This is a genomic window from Flammeovirga sp. OC4, from assembly GCF_000812565.1.
In the GTDB taxonomy this organism is placed as follows: domain Bacteria; phylum Bacteroidota; class Bacteroidia; order Cytophagales; family Flammeovirgaceae; genus Flammeovirga.
Genome location: NZ_JTAM01000073.1, coordinates 35,194 through 59,592, shown reverse-complemented (window position 1 = coordinate 59,592; position 24,399 = coordinate 35,194). Strand labels below are relative to the sequence as shown.

At 30.8% G+C, this 24,399-nt stretch carries 12 protein-coding genes and 1 other RNA gene; 1 reads left to right on the top strand and 12 read right to left on the bottom strand.

All coding sequences use genetic code 11. The annotated features are described in order from the left end of the window. Window positions 1–187 precede the first annotated feature (187 nt). Together PL77_RS25120 and PL77_RS25115 are read right to left on the bottom strand one after the other, a co-directional pair. Window positions 188–508, bottom strand: a complete 321-nt coding sequence (locus tag PL77_RS25120) for a hypothetical protein (protein WP_044211539.1) — start codon at window positions 506–508, stop codon at window positions 188–190. 90 nt (window positions 509–598) lie between these two features. Continuing rightward, entirely contained in the window at window positions 599–919 is a 321-nt protein-coding gene (locus PL77_RS25115) for a hypothetical protein (protein WP_044211537.1), read from the bottom strand. A 465-nt stretch (window positions 920–1,384) separates the two neighbouring features. On the opposite strand from PL77_RS25115, the gene ssrA reads away from it, so the two are divergent. Continuing rightward, window positions 1,385–1,794, top strand: a transfer-messenger RNA (tmRNA) gene (gene ssrA, locus PL77_RS31380). A gap of 491 nt (window positions 1,795–2,285) precedes the next feature. On the opposite strand, the gene PL77_RS25110 is transcribed toward ssrA, so the two are convergent. The 10 genes from PL77_RS25110 to PL77_RS25065 form a co-directional block, all read right to left on the bottom strand. Then, window positions 2,286–4,376 (bottom strand): UvrD-helicase domain-containing protein, encoded by a 2,091-nt coding sequence (locus tag PL77_RS25110; RefSeq protein ID WP_044211536.1) that lies wholly within the window; start codon window positions 4,374–4,376, stop codon window positions 2,286–2,288. A 55-nt stretch (window positions 4,377–4,431) separates the two neighbouring features. Next, window positions 4,432–10,728, bottom strand: a complete 6,297-nt coding sequence (locus PL77_RS25105; RefSeq protein WP_044211535.1) for a DEAD/DEAH box helicase — start codon at window positions 10,726–10,728, stop codon at window positions 4,432–4,434. A 61-nt stretch (window positions 10,729–10,789) separates the two neighbouring features. After that, window positions 10,790–13,417 (bottom strand): hypothetical protein, encoded by a 2,628-nt coding sequence (locus PL77_RS25100; RefSeq protein ID WP_044211534.1) that lies wholly within the window; start codon window positions 13,415–13,417, stop codon window positions 10,790–10,792. Window positions 13,418–13,424: 7 nt separating this feature from the next. Next, window positions 13,425–14,993: a hypothetical protein gene (locus PL77_RS25095; protein ID WP_044211532.1), complete on the bottom strand. Its 1,569-nt coding sequence runs from the start codon at window positions 14,991–14,993 to the stop codon at window positions 13,425–13,427. 74 nt (window positions 14,994–15,067) lie between these two features. Then, entirely contained in the window at window positions 15,068–19,324 is a 4,257-nt protein-coding gene (locus PL77_RS25090; protein ID WP_044211530.1) for a sacsin N-terminal ATP-binding-like domain-containing protein, read from the bottom strand. Window positions 19,325–19,462: 138 nt separating this feature from the next. Continuing rightward, entirely contained in the window at window positions 19,463–20,698 is a 1,236-nt protein-coding gene (locus PL77_RS31030; protein WP_052444711.1) for an HNH endonuclease, read from the bottom strand. Continuing rightward, window positions 20,685–22,694: an AAA family ATPase gene (locus PL77_RS25080; protein WP_044211528.1), complete on the bottom strand. Its 2,010-nt coding sequence runs from the start codon at window positions 22,692–22,694 to the stop codon at window positions 20,685–20,687. The genes PL77_RS31030 and PL77_RS25080 overlap by 14 nt, the downstream gene beginning before the upstream one ends. Window positions 22,695–22,885: 191 nt before the next feature. After that, on the bottom strand, window positions 22,886–23,320 hold the full coding sequence (locus PL77_RS25075; protein ID WP_044211526.1) for a hypothetical protein: 435 nt from the start codon (window positions 23,318–23,320) through the stop codon (window positions 22,886–22,888). A 6-nt stretch (window positions 23,321–23,326) separates the two neighbouring features. After that, the gene (locus tag PL77_RS31375) at window positions 23,327–23,743 is read right to left on the bottom strand and encodes a helix-turn-helix transcriptional regulator (protein ID WP_063769051.1); all 417 of its coding nucleotides are present in this window, start codon (window positions 23,741–23,743) and stop codon (window positions 23,327–23,329) included. Between the two features lie 12 nt (window positions 23,744–23,755). Continuing rightward, a complete protein-coding gene (locus PL77_RS25065) occupies window positions 23,756–24,268 on the bottom strand; it encodes a hypothetical protein (RefSeq protein WP_156152532.1) in 513 nt (170 codons plus the stop codon). Between the last annotated feature and the right edge of the window lie 131 nt (window positions 24,269–24,399).

The window sequence follows — 24,399 nt, the reverse complement described above, 5'->3', positions numbered from 1 at the left end:
TCGTGTCCTACTGATCATCAGAAATCTCCAGATTTCTAAACACTATAATAAATAACGAAAACTTGGTTTACAATGTATTCAAGCTAACCTAAGCCAATCCATCTTGGGTCGACTTTTTTACATTTCACCTTACCAAAAATCTTAAAACAAGGTTTCTATCAACCTACCCTATTTTATGGAAATAAATTTAGCGAGGAGGGTGTATTGAATTTAAATGCATCATTTGCATATTATGCTGATGCATCCACATTTGATGACGCATTAGATCATTTTGATTGGAGAAGAACCAATATTGACCATTAATATTTAAATTAAAAGGCAATACAAAAGTGGTTGGCTTCTTCATCGGCTTTGAATCAGCATAAGACATTTTCAGTTTACCTTTCTTTCCTCCATTCAATAGTTGCTCTTTTACAAAACTATCCACCTTTTTATCAAAATCAGTATTCGTCTTGTTCAGGATTTTATATTCTCTAATAATCCCCATTTTATCTGTCCACACTTTCACCAAAATTGGTCTTAAAATAGGTTTATCACTAAAGAATGAATCATCTATATACTTATTAAAAATTTTGAACTACAAAAAAGGAATCCAATCCTACTTTTGCTCCTGAAAAGTATCTTCAGACAATACGTCTTCTTTTCCTGTTTCATTTTTCACAACAAGTTTGGCATCTTCAAACTTTATTAATCGTTTTTCACTTCTACCATCCTTATAATAAAGAATAGAAGGCATATAATTACCAAGGTCCTTTGAAATACTTACCGTCGGGGAATAAGAGATAGGATCGATGTAACCATGTATAGGCTGGCCTCCAGCATCAAAAAGCAACCCTACTTTTTGTTGTGCCTGAATTTTGAAAGAGAACATTACTAACATCATCAAAGAGGCTAATAATAAATAAGTTTGCTTGTTCATATCAGTTAAAAAATTGGTAAGTAATAAGACAAAAGAAAACGGGTGTTTTGTAGACCCATAATTGAAATTATGGGCTTTTGGGGAGTTACCTCATTTTTCAGCATTTGATTATAATAGTTGGCTTATTCGTATCTAAATAGATATAAAAACTGTAAATCCATGAGACATATCAAGTTTATCATGAATGTTAAAGATTGGAATAGCTTCCCATAAGCTCATGACTTCAGTCATGGTGCACGTAATTATTGTTCCATTTCTTCTGTCCTAGTACCATTATAAATAATCATAATGTAATTCTAAAGCTAAATATTCAATTTACCAATAAGCAAAACCACTCCCCCAACACAACTTCCTAATCCTCAAACTAATAGCACTTTTTATCTATTTTTCACTAAAAATAGTTTCCAAAATCCATTGAAATAGCTAATTTTGTAGTCCGCTCAAATGAGAGTGGCCAGTTCACTTGGGGTCGACTGGTTTTGACAGGCTGAGATTTTGCAAGTATAAGCATGCAGGCTCATGGGATGAGAGCCTTGAAAGATAATTCCAAAATCTAGTTGGCAACAATTCGTTTGCTATGGCTGCCTAGTCTCCCTTAGGGTTGTAGACATCTGGGCTTAAATGGTTGAATGCGTATCGCGTTCCCGAGCTACATCGTCCTTTGCCTTGATCTTTGGGCGAAGAATCGGCGGTGCCGTAATCATTGATCTAGTCGGATACCTGCTGTGGGTTGAAGATGAAGCTTTAAGCAGATAAGGACAAGTTTAGGTTGTTTCCGGCTGGGCTTGTCTCGAAAATTTAAGAGAAACTAAGCATGTAGAAGGCTTGACGGAGTCCTTCTCTGGACGAGGGTTCGACTCCCTCCGACTCCACTAAAAACCGCGTTTACAGTAATGTAAGGGCGGTTTTTTTGTTTAAGAGGGATAACATTGGGGATAACATTTATTTGACCAGCTTCACTACCTTTCCAATCTCATACTTCAATTGTATTTTAAAGTATACTTCACCTCATCTTATTCTTATCGGTTGAATCCTTCTTGTAAGCAAGATCAAACCCAAAAGCATCAGATCTCATCTATTTATCTTCTAAGTTAGGACTGGACAATTTAAATTACCCATTGAGATTGCAATTGAAAAGTACAATTTAAACGAAAGCAGAACCTACGATTTTAGCTTGTTTTACGGGTGTAAGAACGGTGTCATAACGGAAGCAATACGAGGGCAACACCAGTAAAAAGTGTATTTTTACCGGTGTCTCACCAATGTTATACGGGAACAATCAATAAACTTATTCTGATTTATTGGTAAAGTACAATAGTATTACACTCGCAATCTATATTAGATACCATGATAGGCAATCCAAACTTTACAGTTCTTCAATTCTTTCTCCTACACCACTAATATTCAAATAGGCAATAGCCCTTGTCATAGCCACATACAATAGAGATTTCTGATTTGCGACAAACTGTTTCTGTTTAATTTGCTCCCAATCATTAAAACTATATGGTTTGTATGGGTAGGTCTCTTTTGAAATTTTTGTTATAAATACTGCTTTAAACTCTAGTCCTTTCATATTATGAAAAGTAGAAACATTTACACCCTCTTTATCACCAGTATTATTACCAAGTTCAAAATAAGGTATACTTGCTTTGTGTAATGCTTTCCTTAGTTCTTTAAGATCATCATTCTTATAAGCTGAAATACAAACTTCTTTATAATCTAGTTCTTCCTTTTTAATATTCTCTACAATTTGGTGGACTATATCCTTATGCTCTTCCTCTGGTGTTTTGAATACTTTATAACTTGGTTTAGTACCTTTGATTAATGAAACATATCCATTTTTCTCCTCTTCCTCTCCTTCAAAATTATCAAAAGAAATTCCTTTGATACAACCGACAGCCATTCTTCGAATCTCTTCAGTAGTCCTATAATTGACCTTCAACCTTTTAGATCTATTCCCTCTGATGTTGATTCCACATTTTGAAAAATTCAGTGCTTTCCCATAAATATTTTGAAGAGGGTCTCCAACTAAAAATAAGTCATTCGCAACCTCTTTTACAATACTTCTAAGAAAGCGTAATTCTGCATTTGAAAAATCTTGAATCTCATCTGCCAAAATATGATCAAATGGTTTTATTTCCATTTCAGAATAATAGTTGGCTAGTTTATTCATTACTTCCTCTTTAAGAAAATAGCCTTCAGAAGACGAATATTTCTTGTATGCTGTAATGATTTCCCAAACATCTTTTCGATCTTTTCTATTTAATCGACTTTGTCTACCAGTACGGGGAGTTCTAAAATATGTTTTTTCATCTATTACATTATTCCATAAGACAACATCTAAATATTCAGAAGCAAGAAAATCAGCATCATATTTAGTCAAATTTTGTTCTAATACTTCCTCCCAAAGCTTTCTGTAGTCATCACTATTATTGTATATAATCTTAGCATCAAATGGTATTACTCCTTCACTTCTTGCAAGATCTGAAGCAACGCTGTCAATATTCTCAATTCTTAGCTGTGAAGGTTGAATACCGAGGGTCTTTATATCTTTCTTTAAGTGTTTTGTAAGGCTTTTAGTATAAGTTGTAAATAAGATTTTTGATTGAACTTCTTTACTCAAAAGAAATTTTGCTCTGTGCAACGCTGCTACAGTCTTACCTGTCCCTGCTCCACCAGTTACTTTGATTGGTCCTTTATAATCAGAAGTAACAAGTTTACGTTGGGATGGATGTAAGAATACTTTCCACTTTTTAAAGTCATTAGAAAGAATCTCATCTAGGTTATCTTCAGCGGTGATTTGCATGAAGAAACGTTGGTTATTAGCAGAATGATCTTCTTCATCAGCATCAATAGTCTGCATTCCTTCTTGCACCTGTTCTATCAATAGCTCAATATTCCCACCATCAAATAAAGTAAATATATTTTCAAAAGCATCTTCAGGTAGATGTGACTGCATCTTTTCTAAATCATCGAGATCATTTATTTGAAGAACACTTGGAATTAATATCTCAGGAACACCAATTTTTAGTAATTGATCTTGAGAATAGGACTCCATATAACTAACATTAGCTTCTTCTTTTATGTTATAATCAGTAGTTTTTGGGGATTCAACCTCATGAACCTCATTAGTTTCATATACTTGATAAGCATTGGTATGCTCGTTCCATTGAAACATTTTGTTTGCAGCCCAACGATAGGCTTTGTCATGATGATCGACCCATAGCAAGTGAAAGATATCACCTCTATCAGGTTGATGAACGATCGCTCTATAAGTTTGATCAACTCTTACAGATCTAAGGTTTTTATCTTTTAAATTTTTTATATGTTCAAAATGAAGAGATTCCCCTTTTGGGTTTGCTCTAAATTTTTCAATAAATGTTTTTGTTGCTTTTTGAACTTGTTTAGGTAATTCAATAAAAGAATCCCAAAATTTATCGTATAAAAATAATTTCATTTCTTATGTTCTTATGATCTATAATTCACAAATTATTTATGACTTACAGATAGTTTTAGTTTAATTTCTCAATAGTCTCTTCAACTGTTTCGGTTATAATATAACCTAGTTCTTTCATCTTGTCTTCATCCCCATCAAAAGGTAAAAGTGCTATTTTTCTTGGTGAATTTATGACTATTTCAGCTCCACATAACACAATCCCATTATCATCTGTTATTTCATAACCTTCCTCCATAACAACAAAGTTATTATCATCACAAAATTTGATTAAATCAAGATACTCCTCAGAATAATCTTCAATAATATCTTCATTGGAGAAATCATTCTGATCAATTCTATTTTCTTCTATTAAGCTATCATACATTGGTTGAAAGGTATTATAATACTGCCAGAATAACTCCCAATTCTCCTTACCAACTTCAATTACCTTGTCATCTATTATATCAACGTAAGATTTTGTATTCTTTTTAGGTAAACCAATCGATAATCTCAATTCAACATTATCAATACCTGTATCAATATTTGTAATCAAAAATGGCTGACTTGTGCTTTCTGGTTTCAAATCATTTCTATCTCTACCCTGAAGATATTCCATAATTGTACTTTCAGTAAAAATCAAATGTTGTTCGAAAGGGGTAAACCCTAAGAATACATTCGTTACTTCATCTTTGATCACTTCTCTCTCTGGGTGAGAAAGATGATACAAAAACCTTTCTACAGCATTCTTTTTAGATACTAATCCATGTGAATAAGTAAACTTATCTCTTACACTTTTTGGTAGTTTATTTAATGAATTAATATGGTCATTGAAAAACTGATCCGTTTTATTTTCCTTAAAGAGATCTAAATCTTTCCATGTGAAAGAATATACCTGATAATAATTAGGTGATTTTAATATAGCGTCACGCTTTTGGATGTCTTTATGAAAAATATTATTAGATTCAGAAGCATGATATTGATAACCATCTGTGAATATATTAATCTTAGGAAAATTGATTAACTCTTCTTGTTTATTAATACCATCTTCTACGAATTGAATACATCTAAATTGAAAGTCTGGTTTACTTGAAATCGCTACCCCTTCACTATGACTTAAACTAACTTGAGGATCAATTGCCCAGATGAACTCCTTTTTATCATCTTTAATAGTTAACTCATATCTAAAACCATTTTCTCTTTTGGTATGAAAATTCCATCCCTCCTTTTTCTGTTCTTCTGATAGAGCAAACTCTTTTATTAAGGAGATAAAACGTTTTTCCATCTCAGATTCTTCGATTTGTCCTGAATCTTTAATTTTAGATAAACCTTCATCCAATTGATCCCAGTCATTAATCGAGGACATTAAACGACCAAACAAAGTTTCTGCATTTTTCCTGCTTAATTGATCTTGCTCATATTGATTACTATAGGTGTATACACAATGATAACAACCATCTTTTCCATTATTCTGACAATTACATGTTTTGATTGCCTTATAAGCTTCTCTTAATACTTCTGAGAATACTTCTGTTTGAAAAAGTTTACCCAAATAGCCGGTTCCACCAGGAATAGTATCAAAAAGAACTAAAAACTGTCCCATTCTTCCTACTTTCTGATCATATTCTTGATAGTCTTGTAAAAATAAATGAGAAGGGTTTCCTCCGTAATAATTCTGGATTCCTCTTAATAACCCAGATTTAAAAAGTGCTATTTGCTCTAACGTTTCGAAATCTTGAACAGGAAGCATAATTTTTATAGCTTCAGTATTCATTCTTCGGTATAAAAACACCTCTTCAAAAATAGCATCAGCTTCACCTTTATAAGGTTTCTTCTTCTCTGAACACCAACCGTAGTGATAATCAATAGCTTCTTTATTACCAGGTTTTGAATCATGCTTTGTTGTTGGTGTTGATTTTCCACATTTTTTACATGTTATAAAACCACATGTTGGTATTTCTTTTTCATTAATTTTTACAGATCTACCTTTATCGTTTAAATTCATAGGTAAACCTGAATTCACTGTAGTAATTTCTACATCTTCAAAAAGCTCTATACCAAAAGGAATTTTCTTTAATGCAAAAGCACCTCTAGAACTTTCTTCTTTAAATTTAAAGTGGGTAGTTAAAGCGAATAATGCATTACTTCTATCATCAGAAGAGTCATCTAATCGAGTATCTTTTTCCCAATTGATAGACCTAGAACGTTCTAATCTTAAAAATTTGTGTGTATTTGTTACTGATGCAAAAGATTCATCACCACACTTAGGACAAGCTTCATTTTTGGATTTATAAGTCTCTTCAATATGATCACATTTCGAACAAAAACGCATATCTACAGCTTCCTCTTTCCAGCTTAATACATTTAGTCCTGTGATTTTTAATTTATGACCTTGTGTGTAAAATACATTACCCGGTGCTAATTCTTTAATAGCACTACTTGCAGGTCTAACCAACTCAATATTTTCAGGTGGTATAGGTTTTACCTCATTACTTTTTTGTTTAAAAGTAATATTTGCATTAAGGTTAACTCCAGTTTCAGGGAATGCATAATTAGGTAGTAACCCAACATTGGTCATATATTCAATGACAGAACGTTCATTGATCTCTTTAATAGTTCTTCTAATATTCGATATTTCTTTTGAAAGCTCCTCATATTCAGCATCAGTCTTTGCTAATTTCCGATTCTTTATATCTTCAAAAATACCGTCTTTCTTATTATTAAGCAGATTAATTTCTTCTCTTACATTATTAAAGTGAAGTTCAATTTGCTTAGATAAATAGCTACTATCCCCTCCAATTACATATTTTTCAAGCGAATTAAACGCATTAATGATTTCCTCACCACTCACATTTGTTTGATAAGTGCTTCTAAAATTATTTAGTAAGTCATTCTCATTATTTGTAATAAAATTAATTAGCTTTCTACCAAAGAAAACCGAGCTCCTCACGTCAAGAGTATTGAGTTTTAAAACTCTCATTTTATGAGGTATCCTTGCTTCTTCACCTTTTTTATTTACCCATGTATCAATACAATATGCTAGAAAATGACGTTTTAAAATGTCCTTTGCTTCTAAGTAACAGCCAGGAGTACATACCTCACCAGCCATCATACTCATAGGCTCCTCATAATAATATTTATCGTGGGCTTTTCTTCCTGCAAAATTTAGAATTAGAGCACTACCCGTTTTTCTACCAGCACGACCCACTCTTTGTAAAAAGTTGGCAGGAAGAGGTGGAACAGAACTATTCATTGTTACATTCAAATCACCAATATCAATACCCATTTCAAGGGTTGAAGTTGCAATTAAAGTATTGATTGAGTTAAAGAAAGGACGTTTTTTAAATGAATATTCTACCTTTTCCCTTTTAGATCTCTCCAATAACCCAGTATGTTCAGATGAATATATTCTAGGAGACCTTTTCCTATTATAAACTTTTGGGTAATACCCTTCTTGAATTTCATCTTGAGCAACATAATGTCCAGTACATCTATATTTCAAACATGAAGCATTATCAAAAACAGGATCATATTCTTCCCCTAACTTAATTTCATGCCCACATTTATCACACACATAATTTTGTACTTGATTTGTAATCTTTATTTCTGAAGGATTAATTGCAAAATTAACAATACTTCCATCTGCTTCTTTAGAATCGAATAATTCAAGGTCAGTAAATACTTCAAAAAACTTTAAATAGAAATCATTTATAGCATCAACATTATCTGTAAATACAGCATATCTAGATGAAATACTTTTTCTGAAGTGAGTATGAAACCAGTTTGCCGAATTTCCTCTAGTGATAGGACTATCGTATACATCAAACTTCTTAGAAGGACTAATTAATTTGGGAATCCTACTACTCGAACCGAAATTCTTATTCATGAAATGTCGATCATCTCTTGCCCAATTGAGATTAAAAGTATCACTTTTTGTAGTTCTAAACTTCTGTAAGAATGGATGATCAACCGCTCCTCTTTGTCGCATTCTATGGAGTATACCAAGAGTAAATAAAATGAAGTGTTCTTCTTCTAATAGCTCCATTCTATTTTCAAATAACCATGGCTTCATTTTTTGAAAAGCAGTAGTTACTTTCTCAATATCAAAGTAAGTAGCAGATGATTGTGTTTTCTCTAAAGTTCTACCAATTGTAGCATTATAGCCAAATTCACTACAAATCTCCCAATCTACTCTTAAATCAAATTCATTGATAAAAGAGTAATCAAATTTTTCTTCATTTAGCTTAAAGTCCCTCACCGCAAAATCACCGATTTTATCAGATGGGAAAAACTTATAAAAATAAGCCTCAATAGGTGTTCTTTCGTCTGCATTTCTTTTCCAATACTGCTTAAAAGCATCTGATAACGATACTATATTTATCTCTTCTCCTTGTTCATCAAGAGCATTTATCACTTTCTGAAGAGCAGATCTAAATGTGAATCTAAAGTTTCTTGCTTCCACAAAGCCAGCAAGGTGAGCAGCATCTTGAACTCCGTTGGCAAAAGAGAGCATCTTACGATCTCTTTCTTTATTTTTATCTAAATCAGATGATAATATTTGTGCAGTAGAAATTGAGGATAATGTACTTACTCTTGTACCGATTGTTGCAATGGTGTCTTTTGCATTACAACAAGGACATCTGTTTTCAAATTTCTCTTTATTATTAAGTTTTTGATAAGCATATATCTCTATGTTATCATCTGCTTTTTTTCTTTCTTGCTTTAGCGTATGAACATTTAAAAAGTACCCTCTTGAATCAGTATAAGTATATTCTTCCGTACATGGCTCTGTCCCTACAAGCCAAACTTCTTTATCTTTTCTGAAAAATTTATTGTTTACAACCGATGGGCTTGCATTAAAGGCATCTTTAGTGTCAGGTTTTGTCATTAACCAACCTGAATGTCCACAATCTCTACAGAAGAATGATACAGAAGGATGTAATTTCCGTCCATTTTCATCTTCTTCTTTAAAATTTTCTCTCCATATAAACTGAGAATTACCATCTACTATTCTTCCTATACCTGATAATTCTCTAATCCATAATTGACCTTGGACGGCCAGCAATGGGAACCGAAAGTCCTTATCTGCTTTAGCTTCTGCAATAAGCGCTAGAATAGACAATACAACTCCTTCCTTAGGTGAAAATTTTGCAAAATTATCGTAAAATGGAAGAGAGGAAAAGTCTAAATTCCTTCTATCCAATTCTGTTATCAAAGCATCAACAGTTCTGATTCCTTTGTTACAGATAGCTGCTATATCTTTTACAATCTGAAATTTCAATAACTCTTGACCAAGTTTTTGAGGATTAACTCTAGGTTTAATACCCCAAAGTTTTTTTTGTCTTAAGATATATGTCTCATACGTTTCACCTGATGTTAGTAAAGTATCTTTAAGGCTAGCAGTAGGCAAACCCTGTTTTAACTCTTTATTACCAAAAAACTCATCTTCACTATATCGATCCTCTCCTACAATACACTCTTCAGTAAAAGTTTCTCCAAAGATTTTAGTTGCATAATCTGCTAATAGTTGTTTTGAATTTTCTCCCGAACCAATAGTTGCTGATGTTCCAACAGGACAAAGCTGTCCCTTTGGTAATTTCAATTTCAACTTTAACCTTCTAATTAGGTTTGCTACATCCGATCCTTGTGCACCATCATAAGTATGTAATTCATCAAGTGCAATATATTTCAGAAGGTCAGGTGCTTCAAAATTAGGTTTCCAAATTGAAGAAAAATCTTCACGCATTAAAGCGAAATCCAACATTTTGAAATTGGTCAATAATATATCAGGAGGACTGGTTATAATTGTATTTCTATCTTCTATTACTTTTATATTACTCATCTCCTTTGGGAGATTATCTTTCTTTCCACCTGTACCAATAAACAACCCTACTCTAATCTTCCCTTTCGTTAGTGGATTGTTATAAATCTCTTCAGCAAAACGTTGAGCTTGATCTGTTGCCAATGCATTCATGGGGTACATTACAATCGCTTTTATCCCAAACTGATCCCTACGTTTATAACAATAATCCAACAATGGAAATAAGAATGATTCTGTCTTTCCAGATCCTGTACCTGTAGTCAACACTGTAGGCTTAGGAATATTCTCTTCCTCAGTAGTTAATCTACAAAAGGATTCATATTGATGTTTAAAAGGAGGAAAAGTAGGTTTTATATCTAAAGGAATTTCCGCATCAAACTCTTTTCTATAGGGTAAACGTAATGAGATGTACGGTCCTTTTATCAACCCATCTTCTTTATCTTCTATTATTTTTAAAAATGCCTCCTTCAATTTTCTATCTGAAAAGTTAAAAGTGGCTTTTAAGTATTCAATAATGGAGGTTTTAACTTCTTCTGCTTGGTGAAAAACGAGCATGATTACTTTGTTTGTGATTGTTGTTTTTAGTGTTACGAATATAAGAAAAATTAGAATTGAATTAAAATAATACCATTTCACGTACCTCGTTCTTACCCATATTTATATTTGTCCATAGAAAATCTCCATTTTGATAATCATAACCCACTCTTTTAAAATCAAAATTTAAGTTGGCTCTCTTATTTACTAAATGATAGAAACCTATCGAAGTTGAAAAGATGATATCTGAATCCGTAATTTCATTTAAGGGTTTGCGCTTTTCATTATTCCAAGCTAAATATTTTGGTAAAGTTATCTTTCTTAAATATTTTATTTCTTGTAGTATATCTCTATCTAAAAATTTTATCTCATCGAGGTATTTATCTAATTGATTAAAAATCGATTGATAGGATTTAATATCATCTCCGATTTTTAAAGTATGAAGCGTATTTAATATCAAATTGTTTTTATACTTCTCTTCATCGGGAAGCCAACTCATATTAAATGTGATAAATAAGATATAGCTCATTAAAGAAGCTTTAAATTGCTTCATTCTAGCTATGGAAATATCATCGGACTCTGTAACAATGTTGTTGTTGGCAATTAATAAGAACTTACTCACTGTAGTCATCAAAAACTTTTTTAAACCAAATTCTTTTTGATTTAACTTACCATTAAGCAATAGTCTTAATTTAATATTTGGCTTTTTCGAATCTTCACTTTCTTCTTCTTGATCATAATTTAGCATTATCACTTCCAAAACAATTAAAAGGTGCTTTATTTCTTCTTCAGTGATCTTAAACTCAATCTTTTTATTTGTGTCTTTACTTTTTAAATAGTCATATAAAATTTTGTCGTACTGCTTATCCAATTTTGAAATGATAAAAGTATTATAACTAAGCGTTTTTTTATAATCTGCTTTTTCTCCTTCAGTTTCAGGCAAGTCATCTCTTACATCATTTCCCCTTTCACTTTCATCCTTTGTCAATTCTTCTTCTTCAATACCTGATTCTATATTTTGGTCATGTAAGTGAGCTCTTACACTTTGTAAAAATTGTAAGATCAAGTTGGTTGGAGAGCTACTTACTCCCAACTGCTTTAAAAGAGATTTTTCAGAAGGTGTCATGAATTCTTCCTGAGAAATGTTTTTAACCTCCTTTGGTTCATCTGCTCCGTGGCTTCGAATGTTTATTTTTGAATCTTTCCTTTCATTTTGAAACTCTCCCCAATTGCTAGAAAGATAGGACATCAATTTTTCTAGTGAACTATAATTTTCTATTTCTCCATTTAATAATTGATGAAGTTTTGAATTCTTTTGTTGAGGGTTACTTCTAAAAAAAGTATCAGCGTGATGTACCAGTGCAAAATTTGAGGTTCTATTAGTTTCTATTTCTATAGCTTGCACTTTGAAAACATCTTCTAATTGAGAAGTAATAAATATAGTTTCTTCTTTTTCTGTAGTGAAGCTTATCTTTTCTATTTGATTATCGAATTTATCAAAAACGAATAATTGACAATCACACGCTCTTATTTTGTCATCAAGTTTGATACTAATTTTGTCACCTTTGGCTTCCGCATATTTTAATCTGAAATAAAAAATACTTTTGAATATTTTATTGTTTTGATGCTTCAAATTTGATGGAGGAGTATAATCAATTATTGATTTCCGATGATTTGCTTCTATCCCTAATTCTTTGATAAAATCTTTGTTAGATTGCTTGATTAAAAGCCCTGCTTCCTCATTAAGGGCAGATTTGCCATTCTCTCCAAATGCTGGGATTGAAGCATTAGCACTTCCAAAATACAAATAAGTCGTTCCATCACTTAATTTTATCTGTACTAATTTAGCATGAAGTCTTGTAATTTTCTTTACTTTTTCATCTTCTGAAACCTCATAACTATCAGACCAATCATAAAATTGAATCTTATCATGATAGGCCTTATCCAATTGATAAGGTAATGACTCAAAACTCTGGTCGACAAAACATTGTAATAATTGTGGTTGATAATGTTCTATTAAATGAATTAATAATTCACCTTTCAAGTCATAAAATGGAGCAACTACTTGAATGTTTTCTACACTATTTTGTGGAACGTATTCCATCAATTGAGAAATTGTTGACTTAGTTGAAGAGTTACCAATAAATCGGATAGAAGTATAAGTATTTTTTTCTATCCAACCTGAAGGAGTTGGTAGTTTAGTTAACCATGGTGTATATTCTTCTACCCAATGTAATTTCTGAATAGATGCTCCCAACAAATTACTTTCAAATGATTTAAGGTAATTCCATACTTCTTTGAAAATAGGGGCATGTTTATTTTCTTCTTTGGTATTGAATTGAAAAGCGGCCCATATTTCATCATTCCCGTTTAAACCCGAAGAGGTAATGTTACCAGAACCTATCAATAATAACCCATCTTTTTCTCCTGTTAAAAAGAGTATTTTAGGATGAAAAACGCCCTTAGTATACACTCCATGAAAACTATATCCTCTATGTGGTTTAAATTCTTCCCCAATGCACTGTTCTTGTGCATATTCCAAATAATTACCATCAGCTAAAATAATAGTGTTATTAATATTTAAGACCCTTAGAGTAGGTAAAAGACGAGTTTCGAAATAATTGAAATCAAAGGAAAAACTACTTATCACACATGAATGATATTTTCGTTTGTTTCCTCCTAAAAGTTCAAGAATGTTTTGTTTATTCATGTTAGTTTTACATTAAGTTGTTGAGTAACTGCAATCCTTTTGTGGTTAGTTTTTCTTTTTCAACCAAGTTTAAATCTTCCAAAAAGAGATGCATCACTCTTAACCTAGGCCCTGAGAAGAAAGGAGAAAAGTTATCAATGTATCGCATATGTTGATCTTCCAACAAAAACTTTTGTGTGGTTAACGATCCTAACCCCATTTTTCTTAACGCCACCAATTGATGTCTCTGAATGATTCTTTTATTTATAAAATTCTTACACCAAGATGTGAATTTTTGACTCTTTTGATTAGAGAGCTCTTCTATGAAATAAACCAATCCATTTCCCTCTCTATTCAAGCTATATTGCTGACCAAATTCATTCATTAACTTAAGTTGATCGTGATTAGTTTTATACAGTTTGAGAATTAATAAAAGGGCAGCTACACTGTTTTCCCTATCATTTTGTTGCTCAATCTCATCAGCTAATTGTCTTTCGTTCTTTTCTATTAGTATATCTAGGACTAACACATCTTCCAAAGTCATCTCTTGTGTTATCCCTAAGCTATTACAAATAGTATTGACATTCTTATTAACAATATCAGAGGTAGGTACCCAACCTTCTTGATATCTAGCTAAGTCTATAAGCAAGGCATTTAAAATGGAAGTATTAGCAAACAACCAAAATTCATTAAATAAGTAAAAATACCAACCTTTTAAAGTGATGTTATTGAGGTCTTGAAAAACGGTATCTCCAAAATAAATATGATCTAAAAATGCTCTATCGTAAAAAAGTTCCTCTTGCTGAATGTACTCCAACATCAACTTTATAGTTTGTCTTCTAAAGTAATTCGATTCTTTGTACAAGGGTTTGTCTTGATCTGTAATTAACTCTAAAAGAAGTCTTTGTTCCTCAGTACCATCTGGAATAACTGACAAATTAAAAGAAGTACTGATCTGACTTAATTCATCAATGCTTGCTTCCCCTTTTTCAATACAATCCAAAAAGATTTGTTTAGCATTCAACTCCAAATTCTGATCAAAAGCATTCGCTAATTTTAAACCATTGATTTTATCATTCGTTTTTTCAGTGGTATTGACCAAACTGAAAAAGTTATTATCATTAATGATACTTAGACTTTTCATTGCTCCTGAATAATAGGTAGCCAATATCCCATAGGTTCCTTTCCAATAAGTGCCTGCCGTACTTTTATCTTCCTTATAGATCCCTGCTTCTAAATTGACACTTTGGGTTGTTTCAGAAAGGACTCTTCCTGCATAATCACTCCCTGAGATTCCTTTTATACTTTCCCCTTTATGAAATTGTGCTTGGGAACATAAAGCAATAAGATATTCTCCCTTTCTTAGAAAACTAAGATAGTGGCTATTATCATCAGTCAGTTGCCCTTTTTGAATGAACTCATTCAGTAACCAACAATAAAAGCTATAATATCTGTAACGCTGTGTAAGGTTGGTTAATCCTGGAAGTAATGTGGCATAGGTAGTTTCTGATGTAAGCTGTATGCCCATAGGATCTAAGCCATGTATAAACTTTGTTTTTTGGCTGAAGAAGGGGTAAATGGAAGTGTTGTTTTTCAATTTTAGTTTTCTTTTCAGTAAAAAATAAACCCTCAATCCAATATATTATTACTCTGATTGAGGGCTACATTTTATTAATTCAGTTTCTCTATAGAAATACCAATTAATTTTAATTGAGGGTTAGATTCTACTTCAGTTACTCTAGCTACCATATATCTTTCAGAATTGCTCATTCTTCTATATTCATTTGGAGTCAGTTTAAATTCAGCAAACTCTCTTGATTCTGAAAACACCGTGGCTTTACTATCCATATAGATTTTTCCCCCTTCTTCTTCGATAACAAAGTCATGGTCTGCTCCTGATTCAACACCTCCAATATTTTTCCATGTCACATCAACTTTATCAGATATTTTAAACCCTTTATCAGTTTCTGCTATATCGGTTTCATATTTATCTTGATATATCTTTTTCAGCTCTTTATAAACAAACAGCTCACCTTTATTACCAATATCAGCTCTTTTTGAATCATAACCTCCACCAGTTACAGGTGCATTATGAGAAACTTTTCCTGATGTTTTAGGGTGTAAGTATTCTTCTGGAATTTTATCTATTACTTCTTTACCAAAAATTTCTTTTAAGTATTCCATACCATCTTCAAAACTATCGGGTAATAGAATTTGTAAATGAGTGGCATCGCTTTTATTCAATTTGAGAAGTTTTGCTAAGGGTTCTACAAGACCTGCTAATATCCTAGGTCTGGACCAATCTCCAGTCCAATAGAAGTTTTTATCTTCTTTTTCTACCCATGAACTTCTTTCTTGTGTATCCTCATCATTTCCATAGGTCAAAACTATTTCTTCCGTTTGATAAAAGTTAAACTCATTAATTAACTGACTCAATTTTTCATACTCTTCTATCCAATTTGCATTTGCTTTACCTTCCATTCTTAAAGTTGTAAGATGTGGTAGCAAATGGACTAATTGATGTCTCATTGCTTCAATTTTAATCCTAGAAGAGGATATTTTCGCTGAAATATCTTTGATCACATTAACACCAAAAAGTTCTAATAGTTCATAGACTTTTTCATCTTTTAGTGTAAATGCTAGGTTTGGTGCTTTAAAACCATCTGCTAATACTATTGATAAATCTTTAGATTCAATAAATGTATTATCTATCGATAATAACTTATTGTTCTTCCCAAACTCAATAAGTCTATCTTTATAACCTAAATAGTTCTCAGCAATTTTTGAATATACTTTTGCTATTATTTTTTTAGTTTGTTGCAGTATTTCTTTATTTGAAAATTCTTCATACTTAACCTTTTTCAAAATTTCCAAATAATCATCTAAATCTAATGACTTTTTCAATGGTAATATATCTTTCCATTCTTCATCTAAAATCCCATCATAATCAAGTATAGGTAAATAATTACTAGCAATATTTATTATTTCTGGATTATTTATATATAAAGTATCTGCACGTTCAAGTGTATTTAGAGAACTTGGAAATACTTTAAGGTTGGTTAATATCCATTTGAAATAATTAAAATTCTTCTTATAACTTCTTCCTACATTATGATGAAAACCACATGATCCTCTTGAAGTTATATTATTATTTAACTCAAATTCTTGTTCAAATACTCTTGACCAATAAAGTTTACTACTTTCATAACTCCTACAAGCTTTATCCATAAACGAAAAATTATGAACCGTTATAGTTCTTGGGTTATAAGAATATACATTTCCAGAATAATAAGCTGTATAGAAGTAATCTTTACTTTCAAAGTCTTTAAAAATTTCTTTTACTTTAGTATAATCTAATCTATTCGATATTTCACTCTTTGAAAGAATTTCTTTATTCCATCTTATATTTTGTGAAATACCTATTTCCTCAAAGAATGCTTTCCAATATGTTAAATCAACATTATTTTCAACATAATCAAATGACACATAAAAATCACCCTCAAATTCTTTTTCTAAACTAAATTCAGGTTTATATTCATCACATAAATAAGTTTCGGACGCAGGGAGTATATTACCCTTAGTAGTCAAAATATTTAATTTATTTAAATCACTTAAATGGTTTTCTTTCAAACTTCCATTTTTAAAAGCTTGAAATAAAAATTGACCAATTTTAATAGCATTCTCTTTCGTTACAAAATCAGGGCTATTAATGATTGTTTTCTCAATTAATGCAATATCTGATGGTAAACTAACGCCTAACTTAGTTAACCATTGCTTAACAGAATAACTTCCGTTTATTTTTGACATTACATCTTGATGAATAATTGGAATTCTGTTATTAAAATCTTCAGAAGAGAATTCATCCGATGGGAAGTATACTGCTTCAGGAGTTTTTAAATTTTCATTTTCATCAAAAATAAAAGTAGTCTTCTTTAAAGTAAGATCCCATTCATTATTATCATCCTTTTGTTCAGAGGATTTACCTTGTAAAAAGGACAATAAATCAAAGTTATCTTCTAGCTTGTGCTGTTCCTTGAAAATGGAAGACTTAAACAATTTTTCATTATCATCAATAGAAAAAATCTTGATCCCAATATTTCTCATTACTTGTATTGGGTGATCGATTGTTGTGAAAGAATCTAGAGTATATTCTTTATCCTCATCTGAATTAATAAAATCAACAATTAATTCTTTTGGTAAAAATTCCGTAATTCCTGATTGATCATAAATAACCTCAGAAGGATTTAACAATTGGTTCTCAACAGGTATAAAAATAGACTTTGATAAACCTTCTTCAAATCCTTTATTAAATGAAGTACCAAGCACTCCTTGATTACTAAGATTATTAGGAATTATTCTTAGCACCTCATGCTTATAGTCAGAATTACCTAATTCTTCTAACCACGAAAACAACTTTAATGGGATATGCTTGAAAATCCATTTATTCCAAAATAAATCTTGATGAAGATTCTGTCTACCTGCATCCGTTAAGAAGTTAGCGTTTACTAAAAATGGGAAGTTAAGGTTAACTGAAGTTGGAAGGTAAGTGAATACTAAACTATCTTTTGAATCTACTTTTGTAATTACTCCTTCTTCTAATTTTAAGGCAAAAGAAATTTCTGTATTTGTAGCTTCTCTTAATTTTTTAGGAATTCTATTATCATTTTCCATCTGATTTCGAGCATCTTGATCAACCTCGAAATCAAAGGACTTAAACAACCATTCAGAGATTTTGTCTCCATCCTTTTTTAAGATAAGCACTTCATTATCATGTACTTTTTCAACAGTAAACTTTTCTCCACAATCAATTGTAATAGAAACTTCTTTACTTCTTAAAAATAATAATATTTGTGTGTCTGAAAATAATTCTTTTAAATCTTCTTCTATGTTATCAATCATACTGTCTAATTTTACGACAGTTGAAACATTATATTCTTTCAAGTGAGAAAATTGTGAGTCTACCTCAGACCATATAGGAATAATTTGCCAAGGCATTTTTACAATTGCTTCCTTGTTTTTAGCTTCTCTTTGGGTTAACCAGTCTTTCTTATTTCCCCATCCTTTTTTCCAATAGTTATCCCAATAAGTTTTATCAAATCTAAAACAATAGTCACCTGTAATGATAGATACATTTGTTGAATGAGAAAATACTGATTTAAAACCAATACCTTTAAAACCTGTTTTCTTATCATCTCCTTTCTTGTTCCCGTCACCAACACTACAAATTGATTCTATATCTATAGAAGAAAACTTTTCTCCATTATGGGATATCGTTAAATACTCCCCTTTTGTTTGGATAAGTACCTCTAATTTACCCGAGTTATTACTAGAATCATCTGCATTTTGAAGGAGTTCATAAATAAAACGTTTACTGTCAGTGTAAATATCTGATGACAATGAGTTTAAAGAGTTTGCTATATTTTGTGATGACTCAGGGCTATTATAGTCTGAATTTTGTTGATTGATAAACTGAATTAAGCCTTGAGGAGTTTTGGTTTCATCGTTCTTGAGTTGGCTCTTTGTACTTTTATTTACTTTATGTCTTTTCTCTAAAAAATTACTTTTTAATTTATCTACAGTATCTTGAATATCTAGTTGGTCTAGTAGATCAATATTCTTTATAACAATTCCAAACTTATTTTTATCAGACTTTTCTTGTATATCAGTATCTAGAGTTAATAAATAATAGTCTCCATTTTTTAGTTCGGAGTTTAATACTCCGAATTGAAAGATATCTAATGGTTTATAATAAGTTTTCCCTCTCTCATCAATCTCATATAATAGAGGTCTACCTGTTTCATGATCAATTGGGGCTTTATAAAAACCAAAATTTCCTTTTGGTTCATTCGAATCCGCTTTCTTAGGGATTTCTAATTTTGCTATAAATTTTTTCCCAGTAACGTTTAGCTTTTTAGTTAAAATTTTCATTTGCTTTTAGATTAAAAAAAAGAATTGATTTGATGATTAGTTTAATAAGTTTCAATTTTTAAGTACAATATATTTCTGATACAAAAAGAATTATTTCCAAAGAACATTATTTTTCAACTAAAAGCAATGTTTATAATGTTATTCTTTATCAAAATCAGACTTATCTATTTTCCACCTAACCCAAAGTTCAAATTGATCAAACAAATCTCTTGTTAATTTAGAGAGTGGTCTTTTTGAAAAATCGTTTTTAGAGATGTAATTTCCAATTAATAATCTGATATTATCTTTTATCGGTTTATTAAAAACACCTTCTAAACTCTTCAAATAATCTTCAGGATAAGCTTCTGCTTTTTGATAAATTTCTAATGCATAATCTTTATGGTTGTTATCGTATAAGTTTTCTAATTTAAAAGTGTGATTACTGTTTTCTACTTTTTCTTTTTCTGTATGAGAGTTAATCAGCTTCAAATTAAACTGATTTACATTATTAAAGTATGTTTCTGTTTCACCTTCCATCTTAAAAACAGCCCCACTTCCAAAATTTTCAAAATATGGGTGAATATGTTCTAGAATAAAGAAGTCTTTTGCTCCTTTAAAACTACTATTACATACTTTACAAGAAGGAATAAGATTGTAAATTGATAATGCGAAATAAGGATATTTCGATTTTGGAAAAAAGTGATCAATATCTGGTCTAGTTCCTTTTAATTTATCATTACCTTCAATACTAATGTATTGTCTATTACAGTATGGACAAACAGGCAAATTTAGACTTTTTACAAATTCATACCCTTTTGACTTTGAGAAATTTTCATAATCAAAAATTTCATATATCTTATTAAGAAAACCTCCCCTTTTTAATTTTTTCTTATTAATTGAATATAATTGATTTTTAACACACCATGCCTCATATGCTTTTGTCATTTGTTCCGCTCTTCTTTTATATGAAATCTCATCATCATTTAAACCTTTCAAAATACGAATATTTCTTTCTAATCCATCTTCTAAATTAAAGTCGCAAAAATCAACCAGTTTATTAAACCTTTGAAAGGCAACTTTATATTCAATTTCGTGATCAGCTATTCGATTTATATGGATAGGTGGGTACTGATTAATTATTGAGAGAAAACGATATGCATTTTTAACTTGATCCAAATTTATTTGTGATCCTCCAAATATAATTTCTTCTATTTGAGCATTAAAAGCTATCATTTCAGAATAATTATAAATTAGAATCTCACCATTAGTATTTGTAATTAAGTTTGAAATCCTTTCAAATTTATTTCTTGGAGAAGAGAATAAAGGTTTTGGTTTAAAAAATGGTTCTATTAAGTTATATAAATCCCCAATTTCACAATCTTTAATTTTTATCATTTCTTTCTAGTTTTTTAATTTGCTCTCTGTAATATTCAATTTTCTCCTGTTTACTCATCTTATCAATTAAAATCTTCTTAAGTTGACTTGAAATCAAAGATTCCCCTATTAGATCAATTATTTGTTTAGCTTCTTCATTGTAAGCCTTTAGCTCTTCAATATTTAATTTATGCAGTTTTTTATGAAGGTCATTAACTTTACCCAACGCAAAATCACCAATAGGACTTTTATCAAGGAAAAATTGCTTTCGTAATAGGGAATGAATATTTGCTGCAAAAGATTTCCCTAATTGACCATCTTTACTATTGCCATTTTCGTCTAATAACAATAGGTTTGAATGTGGTATATCAGATAAAATAAAAGGTGAATGAGTGGCTAATAAAATGTTTATGTTTTTAATGTTTTCAAGTTTGATGTTATTCAATGAAGAAAGTAGATGATTGATATACTTACGTTGAAATTCCGGATGAAAATACAGTTCTATTTCATCTAAAATAATATTTAAGTTTTTATACTTAATCTTACGATTAGATTTTATTACTGAGTTTAAATTTCTGATATGATACAAAATGCTACTCACACTATAAACTAGTTGCCTTTCACCTGAACTTAATGTTGAAAAAGGAAATTTCTCTTTGGAGTTTTTATTTTCTAAAATAATCTGTGTTTCAATAAAAGGTGCAGGAACGAAATCGATGTAGGACCAATTTGTTTTACTAATGAAACTTTTTGCTTTTGATGAAAATTCTTCGATTGTAACTTCCTTCCATTCAGGAGTAACTGATAAATGCCTGTTTGTCAGAAAAGCTATTGTCTGACGTAATTTAAATGTGATATGACTCTTATCAAGATTTAATTCTCCAATGCATATATCTAAAAGATGTTTTTCGTGATTCTCTAACGTGTCATTTTCTATTAAAGTTTTTAATAAACCGTCTATTGGTATAAACAAAATATTCTTGTAAGTCTTAAACACTGAAAGAGTTTTATAAGCTAAATAAGTGGTTGCCAAATCATATTCAATACTATTACCCCCTTTCTCTTCAAAAGAATAATATTTATCCCACATCGAAACAATATGATTTTTAATTCTGTCGGCTTGTTCATAGGTTATATCATTTCCAAGGTCCTCTTTTAAGGATTCATTTAAAGTATCAATTAGCCTATCCCATTTATTATTTACTTTACTATTAAGTCGTAGTTTTAAAGAATGAACACGAGCATTATTAATCACTGTAATATCTGAAACGCTTTCTTTCTCCTCGTTATAGAATAATGATATTAATCTGTCATTGACTAAACTGTTTTCAATGTTAATATCAATATTACCTCTTGTTCTCATCGGGTTTAAGACTACAGGTGTTTGATAACCATCATTTTTATGAAACAGTCCATCTAACCAATATTTTTTTTCTTTTTTATCATCATCCCATTCCCATTCTTCTATATATTCTTCAGTATTGAATGAATAGAGAGAATAATTCATAAGAATTGTATAAAAGAAAGATTCTCCCAATGTTTTTCTTGCTTTACTTTTAGATACAATTAGCCATTTTCCCTTTTGTTCATCAAAAGAAAATAAATCTACATTTTTAGCTTCATCTCCAGATTGTTGAAGCAAATAATTTTTATTATTTAAGTCAAAATACAATTGGGCTCTTATCCCTTTTACAAAAGTCAGGCTTTCCTTTTCTGATTTCAGGTATCGTATCGAAAGATTATTGGTTAATCTTAATATAATATCAATTAATGCACTTTTACCACTGCCATTTTTTCCAACTATTGCACTTATATTAATATTTGTATTTACTCCTTGATTGAAAAAGTTATCCGGTACAATTTGCAGGTTCTTTTTGGTTATTTTAAATCGAAGTTTATCATTATTTAAATCGATTAACTCATAATCTTTATAAAAAATATATGGCTCTTTTTGAGTTAAGTTTTTCTTGATGTGATCTAAACACCCCTCTAGTATATTGACTGCAATTATTTTCATTATCTTATGTTTGTTTTTAGTTTATTTGAGTATCAGTTTGATTAAAAAATTCAATAGTCATCAAAACTGTTTATACTTTAAGTTCATTCTTTCTAAAGAGATTTATCAGAGCTAATTTCAATTACTTTTAATCTAGGTTTTCTAAAGTTTGCTTATAAAAAAACCTACGAACTCAATCATAGGTTTAAATTTTATTCTTTATCAAAAACAAAGTCTTCTGTAATCATCTCAGTGACATTGACAGTGGGTAGAACAAAGTCTCTGTAAGGTTGTTCTGATACCTTGGTGTGCATAATCCCTCTTGTTGTTCCTACCACTAATGTGAGTAGATGTTGTAATAAGTTTACTGGAAAAATATATTGCTCTTTTTGTTCAATTTGATTTTCCCATGCTTTAGGCTCGATTTCAAAAAAACCGGTTACTTTAAGAATAAGAAAAGGCTGTTCTTCTTGTAAAAGTGTTAATTTATAAGTGAAAGCAACCGCTTTATCATCGGCATTAAAACCAAAATCGTATCCATTTTCTACTCCTAAGGTTTCGTTACTTTCATCAAAATTTCCTTCTATGGTAGCAAATTCATCTGTTTCAATTTTTGCAAACCGAAAGGGTATATTTTTATGTTCCATTGTTTTTTATGATGCTTGAAAATCAAATGCTTTAGAAGAGAGATCACTAAAAGTAGTTTGTGACCTTTTCCTTACACTAAAACCTGATCTTGAATATTTTTTTGAAGGAGTAAGTGCAACGGTTGTAAATACTACTTCTTTATTATTCGATACTTTTTTCATTTTAGGTATTTCTAATAGCTTCTCATCTAAAGCTGCCATTAACTTAGAAATACTTCTAAAAGTGAAATTATGAGACCCTGTAAGCCATTTGCTCACTTCTGATTCTCTTTTGCCTAAAGCTTTGGCTAAATCCTTTTGGGTCCAACCTTTTTTCTCCAATACCTCATGGATAAGGTTGATTAACCCTAATGACAGTTCCACAAAGATTTCATTCTCTTTGGGCATGTCTGACATTAATTCTTGAAGGTATTTACTTGGCATATCTGTTTTACTTTATAGTTCTATAGTTTCAGAGCATTCTAAATCTTGTCCATTGATTTGGATATCTCTTGATAGAATTAATTGATCAATACTATTTGCTGCTCTATTCGCAAAATTAAAATGTGGTGCCACATTGGGACAATCTTGTGCTCTTGCTGCTGTTTTATTCCCACCATTAAATAAGATGACTACTTCTTCTGTGACTCTTAGACAATATAAACGTAATGGTATTTTTGCATCTGAAACATTTAATATGGTTGAAAATAGCGATGTTGGAGGTGGTAATCCATGAGCAGATTGTTCATGTCTAAAAAAACGATCCAGTGCCCCATATTCCTTTCCAATAATTTCAATACTTTTAAAAAGTTTTTGAATATTAGAACGGTACTTGGTATTCATAAAACGTTTCATAAAATTATCCGTTTCTGAATCACCGATTGGTTCTCCTTCTTCATCTACTTCTTGTAAAGTATAGTAGGTTACTTTTTCATACGTTTGAAATTCATTAATTGTGTAATATCCCACTTTTATAACTTTTCTGAACTCAAAATAATTCACTTTTAAGTGAATTTCCAAAAAAACAGCGTTAAAATTGGTAAACATCTATCGTTCTTCTCGCTTAATGTTTACCAACTTTAACTATACATCAAGTAATT